The organism is Streptomyces sp. NPDC051576 (assembly GCF_040681835.1).
Taxonomy (GTDB): domain Bacteria; phylum Actinomycetota; class Actinomycetes; order Streptomycetales; family Streptomycetaceae; genus Streptomyces.
The window spans coordinates 236,974-253,288 of the sequence record NZ_JBFAZO010000014.1 but is presented as its reverse complement, the minus strand read 5'-3'; the positions used below and the strand labels follow the sequence as shown (position 1 = coordinate 253,288).

14 protein-coding genes are annotated in these 16,315 nt (G+C 71.5%); 10 read left to right on the top strand and 4 right to left on the bottom strand.

The window, feature by feature from the left end:
• The first annotated feature begins 1 nt into the window (after nt 1).
• Both AB0M63_RS38315 and AB0M63_RS38310 read left to right on the top strand, forming a co-directional pair.
• A complete protein-coding gene (locus tag AB0M63_RS38315) occupies nt 2-3,058 on the top strand; it encodes a glycoside hydrolase family 38 C-terminal domain-containing protein (protein WP_366022591.1) in 3,057 nt (1,018 codons plus the stop codon).
• Between the two features lie 90 nt (nt 3,059-3,148).
• Entirely contained in the window at nt 3,149-4,399 is a 1,251-nt protein-coding gene (locus AB0M63_RS38310) for an alpha-L-fucosidase (protein ID WP_366022590.1), read from the top strand.
• Nucleotides 4,400-4,478: 79 nt separating this feature from the next.
• Here the strand turns inward: AB0M63_RS38310 and AB0M63_RS38305 are convergent, their stop codons facing one another.
• Both AB0M63_RS38305 and AB0M63_RS38300 read right to left on the bottom strand, forming a co-directional pair.
• Nucleotides 4,479-6,164: a carbohydrate binding domain-containing protein gene (locus AB0M63_RS38305; RefSeq protein WP_366022589.1), complete on the bottom strand. Its 1,686-nt coding sequence runs from the start codon at nt 6,162-6,164 to the stop codon at nt 4,479-4,481.
• Nucleotides 6,165-6,295: 131 nt separating this feature from the next.
• Nucleotides 6,296-7,447, bottom strand: coding sequence for an ATP-grasp domain-containing protein (locus AB0M63_RS38300; RefSeq protein ID WP_366022588.1), 1,152 nt, complete (start codon nt 7,445-7,447; stop codon nt 6,296-6,298).
• 375 nt (nt 7,448-7,822) lie between these two features.
• Here AB0M63_RS38300 and AB0M63_RS38295 point away from each other — a divergent pair, with 375 nt between their 5' ends.
• Together AB0M63_RS38295 and AB0M63_RS38290 are read left to right on the top strand one after the other, a co-directional pair.
• Nucleotides 7,823-8,731: a metallophosphoesterase gene (locus tag AB0M63_RS38295; RefSeq protein WP_366022587.1), complete on the top strand. Its 909-nt coding sequence runs from the start codon at nt 7,823-7,825 to the stop codon at nt 8,729-8,731.
• Complete coding sequence (locus tag AB0M63_RS38290) at nt 8,679-9,359, top strand: 4'-phosphopantetheinyl transferase superfamily protein (protein ID WP_355923186.1); 681 nt, start codon at nt 8,679-8,681, stop codon at nt 9,357-9,359. The genes AB0M63_RS38295 and AB0M63_RS38290 overlap by 53 nt, the downstream gene beginning before the upstream one ends.
• 37 nt (nt 9,360-9,396) lie before the next feature.
• Here the strand turns inward: AB0M63_RS38290 and AB0M63_RS38285 are convergent, their stop codons facing one another.
• Nucleotides 9,397-9,624, bottom strand: coding sequence for a hypothetical protein (locus AB0M63_RS38285; RefSeq protein ID WP_355923188.1), 228 nt, complete (start codon nt 9,622-9,624; stop codon nt 9,397-9,399).
• Between the two features lie 218 nt (nt 9,625-9,842).
• On the opposite strand from AB0M63_RS38285, the gene AB0M63_RS38280 reads away from it, so the two are divergent.
• Entirely contained in the window at nt 9,843-10,871 is a 1,029-nt protein-coding gene (locus tag AB0M63_RS38280) for an alpha/beta hydrolase (RefSeq protein ID WP_355923190.1), read from the top strand.
• A gap of 12 nt (nt 10,872-10,883) precedes the next feature.
• On the opposite strand, the gene AB0M63_RS38275 is transcribed toward AB0M63_RS38280, so the two are convergent.
• Nucleotides 10,884-11,540, bottom strand: a complete 657-nt coding sequence (locus AB0M63_RS38275) for a helix-turn-helix transcriptional regulator (RefSeq protein WP_366022586.1) — start codon at nt 11,538-11,540, stop codon at nt 10,884-10,886.
• Between the two features lie 224 nt (nt 11,541-11,764).
• Here AB0M63_RS38275 and AB0M63_RS38270 point away from each other — a divergent pair, with 224 nt between their 5' ends.
• The 5 genes from AB0M63_RS38270 (at nt 11,765) to AB0M63_RS38250 (ending at nt 16,286) form a co-directional block, all read left to right on the top strand.
• Complete coding sequence (locus AB0M63_RS38270; RefSeq protein WP_366022585.1) at nt 11,765-12,424, top strand: hypothetical protein; 660 nt, start codon at nt 11,765-11,767, stop codon at nt 12,422-12,424.
• Nucleotides 12,425-12,507: 83 nt separating this feature from the next.
• Entirely contained in the window at nt 12,508-13,674 is a 1,167-nt protein-coding gene (locus tag AB0M63_RS38265) for an FAD-binding oxidoreductase (protein ID WP_366022584.1), read from the top strand.
• On the top strand, nt 13,671-13,973 hold the full coding sequence (locus AB0M63_RS38260; protein WP_355923198.1) for a (2Fe-2S)-binding protein: 303 nt from the start codon (nt 13,671-13,673) through the stop codon (nt 13,971-13,973). Before AB0M63_RS38265 ends, AB0M63_RS38260 begins: the two co-directional genes overlap by 4 nt.
• Nucleotides 13,966-15,393: an FAD-dependent oxidoreductase gene (locus AB0M63_RS38255; RefSeq protein ID WP_366022583.1), complete on the top strand. Its 1,428-nt coding sequence runs from the start codon at nt 13,966-13,968 to the stop codon at nt 15,391-15,393. Before AB0M63_RS38260 ends, AB0M63_RS38255 begins: the two co-directional genes overlap by 8 nt.
• A complete protein-coding gene (locus AB0M63_RS38250; RefSeq protein WP_355923202.1) occupies nt 15,390-16,286 on the top strand; it encodes a dihydrodipicolinate synthase family protein in 897 nt (298 codons plus the stop codon). The genes AB0M63_RS38255 and AB0M63_RS38250 overlap by 4 nt, the downstream gene beginning before the upstream one ends.
• Nucleotides 16,287-16,315 lie beyond the last annotated feature (29 nt).

Below are 16,315 nucleotides of genomic sequence, written 5' to 3'. Positions count from 1 at the left end.
CATGCACGACGAACGCCGCCGGATCGAGGAGCGCGTCGAGCGCGCCCACAACCAGCGCATCAAGCCCGCGATCTACGCGGCCACCGCGCCCCTCACCGTCGAGGCCTGGCAGGCCCCCGGGGAGCCGGTCCCCTTCGAGGAGGCGGCCGGGGCGCCGTACGCGCCGTTCGCGATGGACACCCCGTGGGGTCCGCCCTGGGGCACCACCTGGTTCCGGATGCACGGAGAGGTGCCCGCCGAGTGGGCCGGGAAGCGCGTCGAGGCCGTCATCGACCTCGGCTTCACGGGCGACTGGCCCGGCAACCAGGCCGAGGCGCTCGTCCACCTCACGGACGGGACCCCGCTCAAGGCCGTCAACCCGCTCAACCAGTACGTGGCGATCGCCAACCCGGCGACCGGCGGCGAGGTGATCGACTACCTGGTCGAGGCGGCCTCCAACCCCGACATCCTCGCCAACGACTTCGCGGAGCCGACCCCTCTCGGCGATGTACTGACGGCGGGCGACCGTCCACTGTATACATTCCGCCGCGCCGACCTCGCCGTCCTCGACGAGGAGGTCTTCCACCTCGACCTCGACGTCCAGGTGCTGCGCGAACTGATGCTGGAACTCGGCGAGCACGACCCGCGCCGGCACGAGATCATGCACGCGCTCGACCGGGCCCTGGACCTGCTCGACCTGGACGACGTCGCCGGTACGGCGGCCGACGTACGGGCCGCGCTCAAGCCGGTGCTGTCCAAGCCCGCCAACGCCAGCGCGCACATCGTCTCCGGGGTCGGGCACGCGCACATCGACTCGGCGTGGCTGTGGCCGATCCGCGAGACCAAGCGCAAGACGTCCCGCACCTTCTCGAACGTGACGTCCCTCGCCGACGAGTACGAGGACTTCATCTTCGCCTGCTCGCAGGCCCAGCAGTACGAGTGGGTGCGCGACAACTACCCGCAGGTGTGGGCCCGCATCCAGGAGTCCGTCAAGCGCGGCCAGTGGGCGCCGGTCGGCGGCATGTGGGTCGAGTCCGACGGCAACCTGCCCGGCGGCGAGGCCATCGCCCGCCAACTCGTCCACGGCAAGCGGTTCTTCATCGAGCACTTCGGCATCGAGACCAAGGGCGTCTGGCTGCCCGACTCCTTCGGCTACAACGCGGCCTACCCGCAGCTCGCCAAGCTGGCCGGCAACGAGTGGTTCCTCACCCAGAAGATCTCCTGGAACCAGACCAACAAGTTCCCGCACCACACCTTCTGGTGGGAGGGCATCGACGGCACCCGCATCTTCACCCACTTCCCGCCGGTCGACACCTACAACGCCCGCTTCAGCGGTGTCGAGATGTCCCGCGCGGTCCGCAACTACCAGGAGAAAGGCAACGGCACCCGCTCGCTGGCCCCGTTCGGCTGGGGCGACGGCGGTGGCGGTCCCACCCGCGAGATCATGGAACGGGCGCGCAGGCTCGCCGACCTGGAGGGCTCGCCGAAGGTCGTCGTCGAGCACCCCGACGAGTTCTTCGCCAAGGCCCGCGCCGAGTACCCGGACGCCCCCGTCTGGGTCGGCGAGCTGTACCTGGAGCTGCACCGCGCCACCTACACCTCCCAGGCGCGTACCAAGCAGGGCAACCGGCGCAGCGAACACCGGCTCCGCGAGGCCGAGTTGTGGGCGACCACGGCCGCGCTGCACGCACCGGGCTACGCCTATCCCTACGAGAAGCTCGACCGGCTGTGGAAGACGGTCCTGCTGCACCAGTTCCACGACATCCTGCCGGGCTCCTCGATCGCCTGGGTGCACCGTGAGGCGGAGGCCGAATACGCGCGTGTGGCAACGGAGTTGGAGGAGCTGACGGCGGCGGCCGTGGCCGCGCTGGGCGGCGGCGGTACCCGCGTCTTCAACACCAGCCCCTACGACCGCGCCGAGGTCATCCGCACGGCGACCGGCGTCCCGATGTACGCGACGGTTCCCGCGAACGGCAGCGCCCCGCTGGCCGCCGAGTACGTCCCGCAGGCGGTGACCGTCACCGACCGCGTCCTGGACAACGGCATCGTCCGCGTCGAACTCGCCGACGACGGCACCCTCGCCTCCGTGCGCGACCTGCGCCACGGCGGCCGTGAAGTCCTCGCCGACCAGGGCAACTTGCTCCGTCTGCACACCGACCTGCCGAACTACTGGGACGCCTGGGACGTCGACAAGCACTACAAGAACCGCTTCACCGACCTCCTGGACGCCGACTCCGTCACGGTGGTCGAGCAGGACCCGCTGCTCGGCGCGATCCGGGTGGAGCGGTCCTTCGGCAAGGGCTCGAAGATCGTGCAGACGATCACCGTCCGCGCGGGCAGCCCCCGGATCGACTTCGAGACCGACATCGACTGGCACGAGGCCGAGAAGTTCCTCAAGGCCGGTTTCCCCGTCGACATCCGGGCGGCGCACTCCTCCGCCGAGATCCAGTTCGGCCACATCCAGCGGCCCACGCACACCAACACCAGTTGGGAGGCGGCCCGTTTCGAGGTCTCCGGCCACCGCTGGGTGCACCTCGCCGAGCCCGGCTACGGCGTCGCCGTCATCAACGACTCGACGTACGGCCACGACGTCTCCCGCACGGTCCGCGAGGACGGCGGTACGACCACCACGGTCCGCCTGAGCCTGGTGCGCGCCCCGCGCATCCCGGACCCGGGCGCCGACCAGGGCAGGCACCGCTTCACCTACTCGCTGCTGCCCGGCGCGAGCATCGACGACGCGGTCGCCGAGGGCTACGCCCTCAACCTCCCGCTGCGGGTGGCCGATTCGGACGGCGCCCCGGAACCGGTCGTCTCCGTCGACGGCGAGAGCGTCACCGTCGAGGCGGTCAAGCTCGCCGACGACGAGTCCGGCGATGTCGTCGTCCGGCTCTACGAGTCGAGCGGCGGCCGCGCTCAAGGTGTTCTGCGCACGGGCTTCCCGTTCGCGGGCGCCCAGATCACCGACCTGCTGGAGCGGCCTCTGGAGGCGGCGGAGGTCGACGGCGACTCGGTGGCCGTGGCCCTGCGGCCCTTCCAGATCCTGACGCTCCGTCTGAAGCGGGCGGGCGCGGGCCAGTAGACCCCAGGGGGCGGGCCCGGTCGTCGCACGCCGGCCCCGCCCCCTGGCATGTTTTCCCCAACCGACCTTGTACGGAACGGGAGTTCAGCCGTGCCCATGCAACCGTGGTTCACCGACGCCAAGTTGGGGATCTTCGTCCACTGGGGGATCTACGCCGTCGACGGCGTCCAGGAGTCCTGGTCGTTCTACGACGGCGTCGTGCCGCACGAGCAGTACATGTCCCAGCTCGACCGTTTCACCGGAGCGAACTACGACCCCCGCGCCTGGGCCGACCTGTTCGCCCGCGCCGGAGCCAAGTACGCCGTCCTCACCAGCCGCCACCACGACGGAGTGGCCCTGTGGGACACGGAGTTCGGCGAGCTCGACCTCGGCAGGGACTACCTCACCGGCTACGCGGACGCCCTCCGCGAGCGGGGCCTCAAGGTGGGTTTCTACTACTCGCACTCCGACTGGAACCACCCCGACTACGCCACCACCCGCAAGCCGGGCCGCCCGCCGGAACTGGAGGACAACCCGTACTCCGAGTGTGCCGCCGAGGACGAGGACCTGGCGGCCTGGGCGCGGTTCATCGCCTACCGGGACGGCCAGACAAGGGAGTTGGCCTCTCGTTACCGGCCCGACCTGATGTGGTTCGACGGCGAGTGGGAACGCAGCGAGGAACAGTGGCGCATCGGAGAACTCGCCGCGCTCATCCGCTCGTACACACCGGACGTGGTCTTCAACGCCCGCATGCTGAGCGAGGGCGACTACGCGACGCCGGAACAGGGCGCCCCCATCGAACCCCCGGACGGGCCCTGGGAGTTGTGCCTCACCATCAACGACTCGTGGGGCTACCAGCACCACGACGTCAACCACAAGTCGCTGAGCCAGCTGGTCCGTTACTTCACGGAGACGATCGGCGGGGGCGGCAACCTCCTCCTCGACGTGGGCCCGATGGAGGACGGCACGATCCCGCAGCCGCAGGTGGAGCGCCTCGAAGGCCTCGGGGAGTGGATCCGCAAGCACGCCGACGCCGTGTACGGCACGGTGCGCGGCCTCCCGGCCGGACACCACTACGGGCCGAGCACCCTCTCCGCCGACCGGCGCACCCTCTATCTCACGCTGTACGACATCCCGCGTGCCGAGATCGGCGTCCGTGGACTGGTCACCCCGGTCCGCGGGGTCACCGTGCTCGGCACCGGCACCGAACTCGCCCACCGGGTCGTCGGCGGACTCCACGAGGCCGTGGGGCAGTTGTGGATCGACCCGCCGCCCCTGGCCGATCTCGACCCGCTCGCCACGGTGCTCGCCGTGGAACTGGACGGGGAGTTGGAGCTGTACCGGGGATCCGGGCGCTTCTGAAGTACCCGCATCGGGGCGGAGGTTGACGCACCGAGGCGGCCGGCCCACACGGGGGACCGGCCGCCAGGGGTGGGGGCCGTCAGCCGGTGAAACCGGCCGTGATGGAGGTGAACTGCCAGGTGTTCTGGCTGATGCCGGAGCAGTTGCTCACCACTCCGCCACCGGCGCACCCGCGGTCCCGGTTGACCGACCAGAAGGCGAGCCGGGCGATGTGGTGCGAGTTCGACCAGTCGCGGATCTGGGTCCAGATCGCGGGAGTCGTCGTCTCCTGCTGGTCCGACAGGCCGTTCATGCCGGAGATGCCGATGTGCGAGTAGGCCGTGGCGTCGTCCCACCCGAAGGTGGACTTCAGCTTGGTCTTCAGGCCCTCGGCCGCGGCGACCGTGCTGCCGTACATGTCGGAGCCGCCGCCGAAGTCGAACGGCATGATGGTGAAGACGTCGATGCCGGCGTTGAGCGACTGTGCCTGCTCGATGAGCCGGTTGCCGTAGTACGTCGGGCCGGTCGTCGAGGTGCCGAAGGTGACGATCGTCCTCAGGCCGGGGTTGTTGGCCTTGACGGTCTTCAGCGCGGTGAGGATCTTCGCCTGGACGGCCTCGTTCTCGAACTCGTCCGTGTTCTCGATGTCCATGTCGATCGCCTTGAGGCCGTAGGCGCTGATCACCTTCTGCAGCGCTCCTGCCAGGGCGCTCGCCGAGGAGCAGTTGGCGCCGAGCTTGCTGCCCTGCCAGCCGCCGAACGACGGGACGACGTCACCGCCCGCCGCGCGGATCTGGTTGATGGCGGTCTGGTCGACGCCACCGGTCAGTGCCCGGCTGCCGTCCCAGGCGGGGTTGCAGCCGCCGGAGTCCAGCACGAACGCCATCGTGAACCACTTGATGCCGGTCGCGCTCATCACCGTGCTCGGGCTCGGCGGATCGCCCCAGCCCTCGTAGAGATAGGGCGCGGCCTGGGTGAACCCGGTGCCGCCGCCGGTACCGGCGCTCGTCGTCACGCTCACCGCGTTGGACGCCGCCGACGTGTTCCCGGCCGCGTCGCGCGCCTTCACCGTGAACGTGTAGGCGGTACTGGCCGAAAGGCCGCTGACCGTGCCGCTCGTACCGGAGACGCTGAGGACCTGGTTCGAACCGCTGTAGATGTCGTACGCCGTGACACCCACGTTGTCCGTCGAGGCGCCCCAGGACAGCGAGACGCTGGAGGAGGTCTTGCCCGTGGACGTCAGTCCGGTCGGCGCGGTGGGCGCCTGGGTGTCCGTGCCACCGCCGCCGCCCGGTCCGTCGAGGCTGATGTCGTCCGCGTAGTAGGTGCCCTGCGCGTACCAGCCGTGGACGTAGATGGTGGCGCTGGTCTGCGAGGCGCCGGTGGTGAACGACGTCGTCAACTGGCTGTACGCCGACGGGGACGAAGTCCACGTGGAGGAGCCGCCGTTGACACCGAGGTAGACGTAACTTCCGCGCACCCAGCCGCTGAGCGAGTAGGCCGTGTTCGGTTGTACGGCCACCGTCTGGGTGCACTGCGCTGTGTCGCTCGAACTCACCGCTCCCGCAAGGGCCTTGGAGCCGCCGTGCACGGGCGAGGAGACGACCGAGCCGAGGTTCCCGGTGCAGGACCAGGGGGAGAGGCTGCCCGACTCGAAGCCGGGATTGGTCAGCACGTTGGCCGCCTGCGCGGTACCGGGCAGCGCGATGGCCCCGGCCATGGCCAGGGCGACGGTGCCGAGGAGGGCGAGGAGGCGATGTCTGGAACGTCTGAGTGTGTTGCGCACGCGATCTCCCTGTTGGAATGGGGGTGTTCGGGAGTGCAGGAAGGTGCGCAACCAAGTTGGTATGGACCAATCACGGTGTCAAGGTGCTACGCCATGATTGGTCCAGACCGGTATGAAGGTGTGGTTGTGGCTCAGGCGCGGGCGGCTGCCCGACTGCCGGTCGCGGAGGTCTCCGGCGCCGTCTGAACCGCGTCCTGCACGGGTGCGGGCGCGGCCGGCAGCAGGGGCTCCGACTCCTCCGCGCGCTGGTGCGGGAGCGACACGGGACGCAGTTGCCGCGGGCCGGACACCACCGCGTAGTCCGCGCCGAGGAACGGCGGCTCCATCGTGCCCGGGTCCTCACCGAGCGCCAACTGCACCGCCGCCCAAGGGGCGTTGACCCCGCACAGCGAGAGCTGGTGCAGACCGCCGGCCGGACGGGTGTTGACGTCCATCAGCACGGGCTTGTCGCCGAACATCCGGAACTGGATGTTGGACAGGTAGTGCAGCCCGAAGCCCTCCGAGATCCGGCGGGCCGGCTCCAGCCACTGCTCGTGCAGGGTGAAACCGCGACGACGGCCGTTCTTCGTGCGACCCACGGCGAGCCGGACCGCGTTGTCGGGACCGGTCAGGCAGTCCACCGACACCTCCGGCTCCTCCAGGCGCGGCATCACCAGCCAGTCGACCTGCTCGTCCGCCTGCTCCAGCGCGGTGACCACCGTGTCGAGCGGGACGTAGGGGCTCGGGAAGCCGTTGAGGTGCATGAGTGAGAAGGGGGCGCGCGTGATCACGCGGAAGCCCACGCCGCCCGCACCGGACGCCGGCTTGAAGCACGCCTTGTGCCCGGCGGCCTCCAACTCCTCGACGGCCGCGACGAGTTCGGGCGCCGTACGGACCCGCCACCACGGCGGCACGGGCACCCCGACGGCCTGGACGGCCTCGTACGCGATCACCTTGTCGTGGAAGACGGCGACCGCCTCGGGGGTCGGCGCGAGCAGCGCCGTGCCCACCGCGGCGAAGTCCGCGCGGTGCGCCACGATCTCCGACTGGTGCAGGCGGGGCACGAACACGTCGATGCCGCGACGGGCGCACTGGTCGAGGGCGAACTCGACGTACGCGGCCGGGGACAGGCCCTCGGGCTCCAGGTCGGCGGTGTCGGCGGCGGCCAGTACGGGGGAGTCCGCGTCGCCGTGCGTGGCATGGATCTCGACGGCCCGATCGCTGGGATTTCTCCGCAGCTGATCCATGAAGAACACGTTCTCCGCGTACGTGCGGTTGAGCCAGACGCGTACGCGAGAGACCATGCAGGGCCGTCCTTTCGGGTTCGCGGGCACGGCGAAGCAGGGCCGTGCCCGGCCAGGGTGGTTGGAGGTACACCAAACCGCCCTCGGCGAAGGGGCGTTCGTGACGGTGGTGTTGGGGCGATCATACGGCTTGCGAAGGGCGCCGCGTGCAACGCCCGTGTTACGGATTTCCCGATGGTGCCCACCCGGCACGTGAACGCCCGTCGCCGCGCCGCCCGATGCCCTCGTCCGTCCGGTCGCCCTGCCCCGCTGCCATCCGGTGGTCCTGCCGCCCTGCCGCCCTGCCGCCCTGCCGCCCTGCCGCCCTGCCGTCTTGTCGCGGAACGGCGGGATGTGATCTCGTGGGGTCATTCGGGAGCGCGGAGGGGGCCAGGGGTGGAGTCGACGGGCGGCGGCGCCGGACAACTGCTGGCCATCAGCGACCTCCACATCGGATACGCCGAGAACCGCGCCCTGGTCGAGAACATGCGCCCCGTCACGGACGACGACTGGTTGATCGTGGCCGGTGACATCGCCGAGACCGTGACCGACATCCGCTGGGTCCTCGAACTGCTCGCCGGCCGCTTCCGCAAGGTCCTCTGGGCCCCCGGAAACCACGAACTGTGGACCCACCCCAAGGACCCGGTCACCCTGCGCGGCGTCGCCCGCTACGACCATCTCGTCGCCCTGTGCCGGGAGTTGGGCGTCAACACGCCGGAGGATCCGTACCCCGTGTGGGAGGGCCCCGGCGGCCCGGTGGTCGTCGCCCCCCTCTTCCTGCTCTACGACTACACGTTCCTCCCGCCGGGCTGCGCCACCAAGGACGAGGGACTGGCGTACGCGCACGGCACCGGCATCGTCTGCAACGACGAGTTCCTGCTGCACCCCGACCCCTACCCCAGCCGCGAGGCCTGGTGCCGGGCCCGGGTCGCCGAGACCAAACGCCGGCTCGCCGAACTGCCCGACACCCTGCCCACGGTCCTGATCAACCACTACCCGCTGGACCGGCACCCCACCGAGGTCCTGTGGTACCCCGAGTTCGCCATGTGGTGCGGCACCGCGCTGACCGCCGACTGGCACCGCAGGTTCCGCGTGGACACCATGGTCTACGGCCACCTCCACATCCCCCGGACCACCCACCACGAGGGCGTCCGCTTCGAGGAGGTGTCCGTGGGATACCCCCGCGAGTGGCAGAAGCGCCCGGAACCCCCGGGCAGACTGCGCCGCATCCTGCCGATGGAGGTCGCGACCGGTGATCGAGGAGCTGCTCCCGGACTCCGTGGTGACCGTGGAGACACACGGTGACGAGGGGCTTCAGGACGCCCCGCTGTACCCCGAGGAAGAGGCCCGCGTGGCCCGCGCGGTGCCCAAGCGCCGCCGCGAGTTCACCGCCGTCCGGGCCTGTGCCCGGCGTGCCATGGACAAGCTCGGCGTGCCCGCACAGGCGATCCTGCCCGGCGCCCACGGCGCGCCGACCTGGCCCGAGGGTGTCATCGGCAGCATGACCCACTGCGACGGCTACTGCGCCGCCGCGCTGGCCCGCGCCGGCGACCTCGCCTCGCTCGGCATCGACGCCGAACCGCACGCGCCGCTCCCCGACGGCGTCCTGCCCTCCGTCTCCCTGCCCGCCGAACGGGCCCGCCTGGCGCGACTGTCCGCCGAGCGGCCCGCCGTGCACTGGGACCGGCTCCTGTTCAGCGCCAAGGAGTCCGTCTACAAGGCGTGGTTCCCCCTCACCGGGAAGTGGCTGGACTTCTCGGAGGCGGACATCGAACTCTTCGCGGACCCCGGGGACGAACCACGCGGCGGCCTGCGCGCCCGCCTCCTCGTCCCCGGCCCGGTGGTCGACGGAGAGCGCCTCGGCGTCTTCGAGGGCCGCTGGACCGTCGCGCGCGGACTGGTCGCCACGGCGATCACGGTCCCGCATCCCTGAACCCGCCCCTCGGCCCCCATTCCTCAGCCCCCGCTCCTCACCCCTCCGGGCACCAGCTCTCCAGCAGCCCGAAGAACGCCTCCTCGTTGCCCGCGAGCCCGGCGTCCGTCAGCGCCTGGTCCGCCTCGGCCAGCACCGAGGGCGGGACGAGCACGGGGCGGGCGGCGCCCGGCGGGCCGTCGAAGGCTGCGCGGACCGTGTGCAGCAGCCGTAGATAGGCCTGGACGGCGGCGCGTTCGCGGTCGGTCATCACTGCGGTCTGCATAGGACGGCTCTCCCCTGGTCGGCGTCATGCGCCCCCGCACGGCGGTGGCACGACTCCAGCTTGCCGGGTGCCACTGACAATCCCGTTCCACCGGGCCCCGGTTCGCCCGCTTAGCCGAGGCGAAACGTCACCGAAATCCCCCGTGGAACAGCGGCCCTACGCTGGAGGGAAGGGCTTTCGGCCGTCTCCGGGCGGCCAGGTGAACGGGAGGCGAGTGCGTGGCGGACGTCCCGGTACGGCGCCCGGTGCGCGCCGCACGACTGCGCCCGGTGCGCGACGGAGAAGGCGAGTTGCGGTACCGCGTCGTGCACGGATACCGCCGCGCCTTCCGCATGGCCGGCCAGGGCCCGGCCCTGGTCCTCATCCACGGCATCGGCGACTCCTCGGCCACCTGGGCCGAGTTGATCCCCGAACTCGCCCGCACCCACACGGTGATCGCCCCCGACCTCCTGGGCCACGGCGCCTCCGACAAACCGCGGGCCGACTACTCGGTCGCCGCCTACGCCAACGGCCTGCGCGATCTGCTCACCACCCTCGGCATCGAGTCCGCGACGCTGCTCGGGCACTCGCTGGGCGGGGGAGTGGCGATGCAGTTCGCCTACCAGTTCCCCGAGCGCACCGAACGGCTCGTCCTCGTCAGCGCCGGCGGGGTGGGCCGCGAGGTCAACCCCGTACTACGGCTCGTCACGCTCCCGGGCTCCCATCTCGCCCTGTCCGCACTCCGGTTGCCCGGCATGCGCCTCCAAGTCGGCCTCACCGTGGGACTGATGAGACTGCTCGGCACCGACCTCGGCCAGGACGCCCCCGAACTCCTCACCCTCGTCGACGCGTTGCCCGACGAGACCGCCCGCAACGCCTTCATCCGGACCCTGCGCGCGGTCGTCGACTGGCGGGGCCAGGTGGTGACCATGCTCGACCGCTGCTATCTGACCGAGGGCATGCCGACCATGCTGCTGTGGGGCGACCGGGACAGCGTGGTGCCGGTACGGCACGCGTACGGTGCCCACGAGGCGATGCCCGGCAGCCGGCTGGAGATCTTCGAGGGCGCGGGACACTTCCCGTTCCACACCGACCCGGCCCGATTCCTCGCCCTGGTCGAGGAGTTCACCCGCACCACGGCCCCGGCCGACTGGAGCCGCGAGCACTGGCGCGACCTCCTGCGCGAGGGCCACCCGGGCACCACCACGGCCCACGGCACGGTGGTGGAACGGGACTTGAGGGAGGCGAGCGAACGCAGCGCGACCTGACGCCGCGTCACCTCACGACTCGGGACGCTTCACGCTCTCCAGGAGCATGTCCAGCCACTCGGCGACCTTGTCGCGGTGCTGGTCGGTGGGCAACTGGGCGGCGCGCCAGGCGATTCCGCGCACGCCGTGGTCCTGGAGCAGCCGCTCCAGCGGGTCGTCCACGGCCTCGGCCGCCGCCCGTTCGCGGTCGGCGAGCTTCTGCAGGAGCTCCTGCTCGGTGCGCTGGAGCGCTCCGGCGAGGGCCTCGGGCTCCTCGGCCGTGAGGAAACCGGCATGCACGCGGAAGAAGCGCTGGAGGGCGTCACAGTGCTCCATGGTGGGGCGCCGGTCGCCGTTGATGAGCGCGCCCGCCTGCTGGCGGGACATGCCCGCGCCGTCGGCGATCTCCTGCTGGGTGTACTTGCGTCCGTTGGGCTTGAGCCTGGTGTGGCGCAGCAGGTCGAGGCGCTGCAGGAACCGGGACTGCACATCGGGCTCGCCCGCGGGACGGCCGTTCAGCAGGGCTCTGACCACGGACTCCGGGACCCCGCAGGCCGCCGACAGCCGGCCCAGGTGGAAGACCTCGGCCTGCGGAACGTCGAGCCGCTCGGCGAGCGCGGTGACGCGCTCGACGACGGCGGGCAGCACGGCGTCCGCCGTCGCACCCGGTACCTCGAAGCCATCCGACACCGACAGATCTCCTACGTCTCTCACAGGCTTCTCACAAACGGGGGGCCGTGAACATCCCGGAGGGTAGCGGTTCGTTCGAACTCGCATCCAGGTCTCGCCACAACTGTGGCCAATTTCAGCCGTCAACCAGCATGAAATGCCACGATAGTTGACACGGCTCGCGTCGGGGCAGCAGGATCAAGGCGCCGCGAGAAGGCCGCATAGGCAAGAGGGGTGACCTCCCGATGGCGTACCAGGCAGGTGGGCAGCGGTCAGCGCCGCGGCCCGTCCCCGAGAGTCCCGAGGCCCGGGCGTATCTGCTGGACTACGCCACGCTGCTGGAGGCCGTTCCTTTCCCCTCCGTCGTCATGGACCACCGCTGGGACGTGGTGTTGACCAACGGCGCGTTCAAGTCACTTTTCCGGGCGGTCGGCCCGCATCCGACGGCCATGCCGGGCGACAACTTCCTTCGCTTCGTCCTCTTCCACCCCGACGCGAGCACCGTTCTCGGCGAGCACGAGTCGCGTTGGTGCCTGCCGATGCTGGCCCACTTCGCCTCCGTCGTGGAGAACCACGGTCACGACCACGCCTTGCAGGCGATCCGCCGTGACATCGCCCAGGACCCCATCATGGAGGCCGCCTACCGGCAGGGGCTGCCGCACTGGATCCGCGCGGTCGGCGCGGAGGCCGTGGAGCACGACGGAGCGGTCCGCCCGGTGCTGCACCCCGACCCGCGCTGGGGCGCGACGGACTGCCGGATCGTCGGTGAGACCCCCAAAACCCTTGAGAACATGGGCTATTCACGCCTGACGCTGGTCCTCCGCGAGACCCGCCGCGCACCCGTCAGGGCCCGCGGGAAGGGGCGCGGCACCGCGCATCTGCGGGTGGTCCCGGCGGCCGACTGAGCCCCGGCCCCGACGTCGGCTTCGCCTCGAACGACGTGCGTGGCGGCATTCCCAGCTATGGCGTCATGTGACATAGTACTGTCGTGAGCAAGGTACTGACCTGCGATGTCGTGGTCGTCGGAGCCGGAATGGTGGGCGCGGCCTGCGCCCTCTACACAGCTCGTGCGGGCCTCGATGTCGTCGTCGTGGACCGTGGCCCGGTCTCCGGTGGCACGACCGGCGCCGGCGAGGGCAACCTGCTCGTCTCCGACAAGGAACCCGGCCCGGAACTCGACCTCGCCCTCCTCTCCGGCCGACTGTGGGACCAACTCGCCCAGGAACTAGGGGAGTTCGTCGAATACGAGGCCAAGGGCGGCCTCGTCGTGGCCTCCACACCCGACAGCCTCACCGCGCTCCAGCGTTTCGCCGAGGGCCAGCGCACCGCCGGAGTCGTCGCCGAACCGGTCGACGGCGAAGCGCTCCACGACCTCGAACCCCGACTCGCCCCCGGCCTTCCGGGCGGCGTGCACTACCCCCAGGACGCTCAGGTGATGCCCGCCCTGGCCGCCGCCCACCTCCTCCGGGCCTCGGGCGCCCGCCTGCTCACCGGGCACACGGTGGCGGACGTGCTCCTCAAGGCGGACGGCGCCGTCGACGGCGTACGCACCGACCGGGGCGACATCCTCGCCCCCACCGTCGTCAACGCGGCCGGCACCTGGGGCGGTGAACTCGCCGCCCTCGCCGGAGTCGCCCTCCCCGTCCTCCCGCGCCGCGGCTTCGTCCTCGTCACGGAGCCGCTGCCGCGCCTGGTCCGCCACAAGGTGTACGCCGCCGACTACGTGGCCGACGTGGCCAGCGACTCGGCCGCCCTCCAGACCTCACCGGTCGTGGAGGGCACGGCCGCCGGGCCCGTCCTGATCGGCGCGAGCCGCGAACGCGTCGGCTTCGACCGCACGTTCTCGCTTCCGGTCCTGCGGGCGCTGGCGGCGGGCGCGACCAAGCTGTTCCCGTTCCTGTCCGACGTCCGCGCGATGCGCTCCTACCTCGGCTTCCGCCCCTACCTCCCGGACCACCTCCCCGCCGTCGGCCCCGATCCCCGTGTCCCCGGCCTCGTGCACGCCTGCGGGCACGAGGGCGCCGGCATCGGACTCGCCACCGGCACCGGGCACCTGATCGCCCAACTGCTGAGCGGCAGGCCCCCGGACCTCGACCCGACACCCTTCCGCCCCGATCGCTTCCCGGACCGCCTCCCCGTCGAGGAGGGCGCGTGAGATCCCCCCTGGACCTCGCCGGGGCCCACCCGGACCCGGCCTTCACGGTCACCCTCGACGGCCGCGAGATCGAAGCACTCCCCGGCCAGACCGTCGCCGCCGCGCTGTGGACGGCGGGCGTGACGTCCTGGCGCACCACCCGCGGCGAGGGACGCCCGCGCGGCGTCTTCTGCGGGATCGGGATCTGCTACGACTGCCTCGTCACCGTCAACGACCGCCCGAACCAACGGGCTTGCCTGGTGCCCCTGCACCCGGGGGACGCCATCCGCACCCAGGAGGGGACGGGCCACGATGACTGACCGACCGCACCTCGCGGTGATCGGCGCGGGCCCGGCCGGACTCGCCGCCACGACGGCCGCCGCGACGCACGGCGTGCGCGTCACCCTGCTCGACTCGGGGGCACGGGCGGGCGGACAGTTCCACCGGCAGCCCGCCACCGGACTGAACGCCCGTCGCCCACAGGCCCTGCACCACCAGTGGCGCACGTGGGAGCGGCTGCGGGACGCCCTCGACGAGCAGGTAAGGGCAGGCCGCGTGACACACCTGACGGACCATCATGTCTGGTTCGTGGAACGCCGGTCGGACCACTTCACCGTGCACGCCCTGCTCGGCCCCGCGCAGGAGGACCCGGTCGAGGTGCGCGCCGACGCCGTCCTCATCGCCGCCGGCGGCTACGAGAAGGTCCTCCCCTTCCCGGGCTGGACCCTCCCCGGAGTCCTCACCGCGGGCGGCGCCCAGGCCATGCTCAAAGGCACCCTCGCCGTCCCCGGCCGCACCGCCGTGGTCGCCGGCACCGGCCCCCTCCTGCTCCCGGTGGCGACCGGACTCGCGGCCGCCGGAGTCGACGTGGCCGCGCTCGTCGAGTCCGCCGACCCCAAGGCGTTCCTACGACGGACCCGCGCACTCGGCGCGCAGCCGGGCAAAGTCGCCGAAGGTGCCCGCTATGCCGCCCAACTCCTACGCCGCCGCGTCGAGTTGCTCACCCGGCACACCGTCGTCGAGGCGCACGGCGTTCACCGGCTGGAGGCGGTGAGCGTCGCCGCGCTCGACACCGACGGGCGGGTCCGGCCCGGCACCGCGCGCCGTATCGCCTGCGACACCCTCGCCGTCGGCCACGGCATGCTCCCGCACACCGACCTCGCCGAGACCCTCGGCTGCCGGCTCGACGGGACGGACGTCCACGTCGACGACGAACAGCGCACCGACGTCCCCGGCGTCTGGGCGGCGGGCGAGACCACCGGCGTCGGCGGAGCCGCCCTCTCCCTCGCCGAGGGCCATATCGCGGGACGCTCCGCCGCCGCACGCCTGAACGGCACCGAACCCGACCCCCGCACCTGGGCGAGGGCCGCCAAGTCCCGTAGCGGACTACGGGAGTTCTCCGCCGCGCTCGAAGCCGTGTACGCGCCGCCCGCCCGTTGGGCCGACCTCGTCACCGACGACACCGTCGTCTGCCGCTGCGAGGAGGTCACGGCGGGCGTGATCCGCGAGGCGGTGGACGGGCTCGGCGCCGGTGACGTACGGACCGTGAAGCTGCTGACCCGGGCCGGGATGGGCTGGTGCCAGGGACGGATGTGCGGACCCGGGGTGGCGGGGCTCGCCGGGTGCGAACTCGCCGTATCCCGGCGGCCGTTCGCGCTTCCTGTGCCGCTCGGTGTGCTGGCGCGCGCCGGCGGGACCGACGACGACCGATCAGAACCATCGAGAGGGGACTCCCCATGACCACCGCCCCGAACCGCCCCTGGCGCGGCGTCCTCGTCGCCACCGCGCTCCCGCTGACCGACGAACTGGCCGTCGACCACGGCAAGTTCGCCGAGCACTGCTCCTGGCTCGTCGACAACGGCTGCGACGGCGTCGTGCCCAACGGCTCGCTCGGTGAGTACCAGGTGCTCACTCCCGAGGAGCGCGCCAAGGTCGTCGAGACGGCCGTCGCCGCGATCGGTGGCGCGCGGGTGATGCCCGGCGTCGCCGCCTACGGCTCAGCCGAGTCCCGGCGCTGGGCCGAGCAGGCCCGCGACGCCGGCTGTGCCTCCGTGATGCTGCTGCCGCCCAACGCCTATCGCGCCGACGAGCGTTCCGTCCTCGCGCACTACGCGGAGGTCGCGAAGGCGGGGCTGCCGATCGTGGCGTACAACAACCCCATCGACACCAAGGTCGACCTGGTGCCGGAACTCCTCGCCAAGCTGCACGGCGAGGGGTACATCCACGCCGTCAAGGAGTTCTCCGGAGACGTCCGACGCGCCTACCAGCTCGCCGAACTCGCCCCGGAACTCGACCTGTTGATCGGCGCCGACGACGTTCTGCTGGAGCTGGCGCTCGCCGGCGCCAAGGGCTGGGTGGCCGGCTACCCGAACGCGCTGCCCGCCGCGAGCGTCGAGCTGTACCACGCGGCCACCGGCGGCGACCTGGCCACCGCGAAGAAGCTGTACGAGCAACTGCACCCGCTGCTGCGCTGGGACTCCAAGGTCGAGTTCGTGCAGGCCATCAAGCTGTCCATGGACATCGTCGGCCGGCACGGCGGACCGGTCCGCCCGCCGCGTGTCCCGCTGCTGCCCGAGCAGGAGGCCGTCGTGCGCGCCGCCACCGAGAAGGCGGTCGCGGCCGGACTCGCCTGAGCACCCTCGCATCGATCCACCAGGAGCGT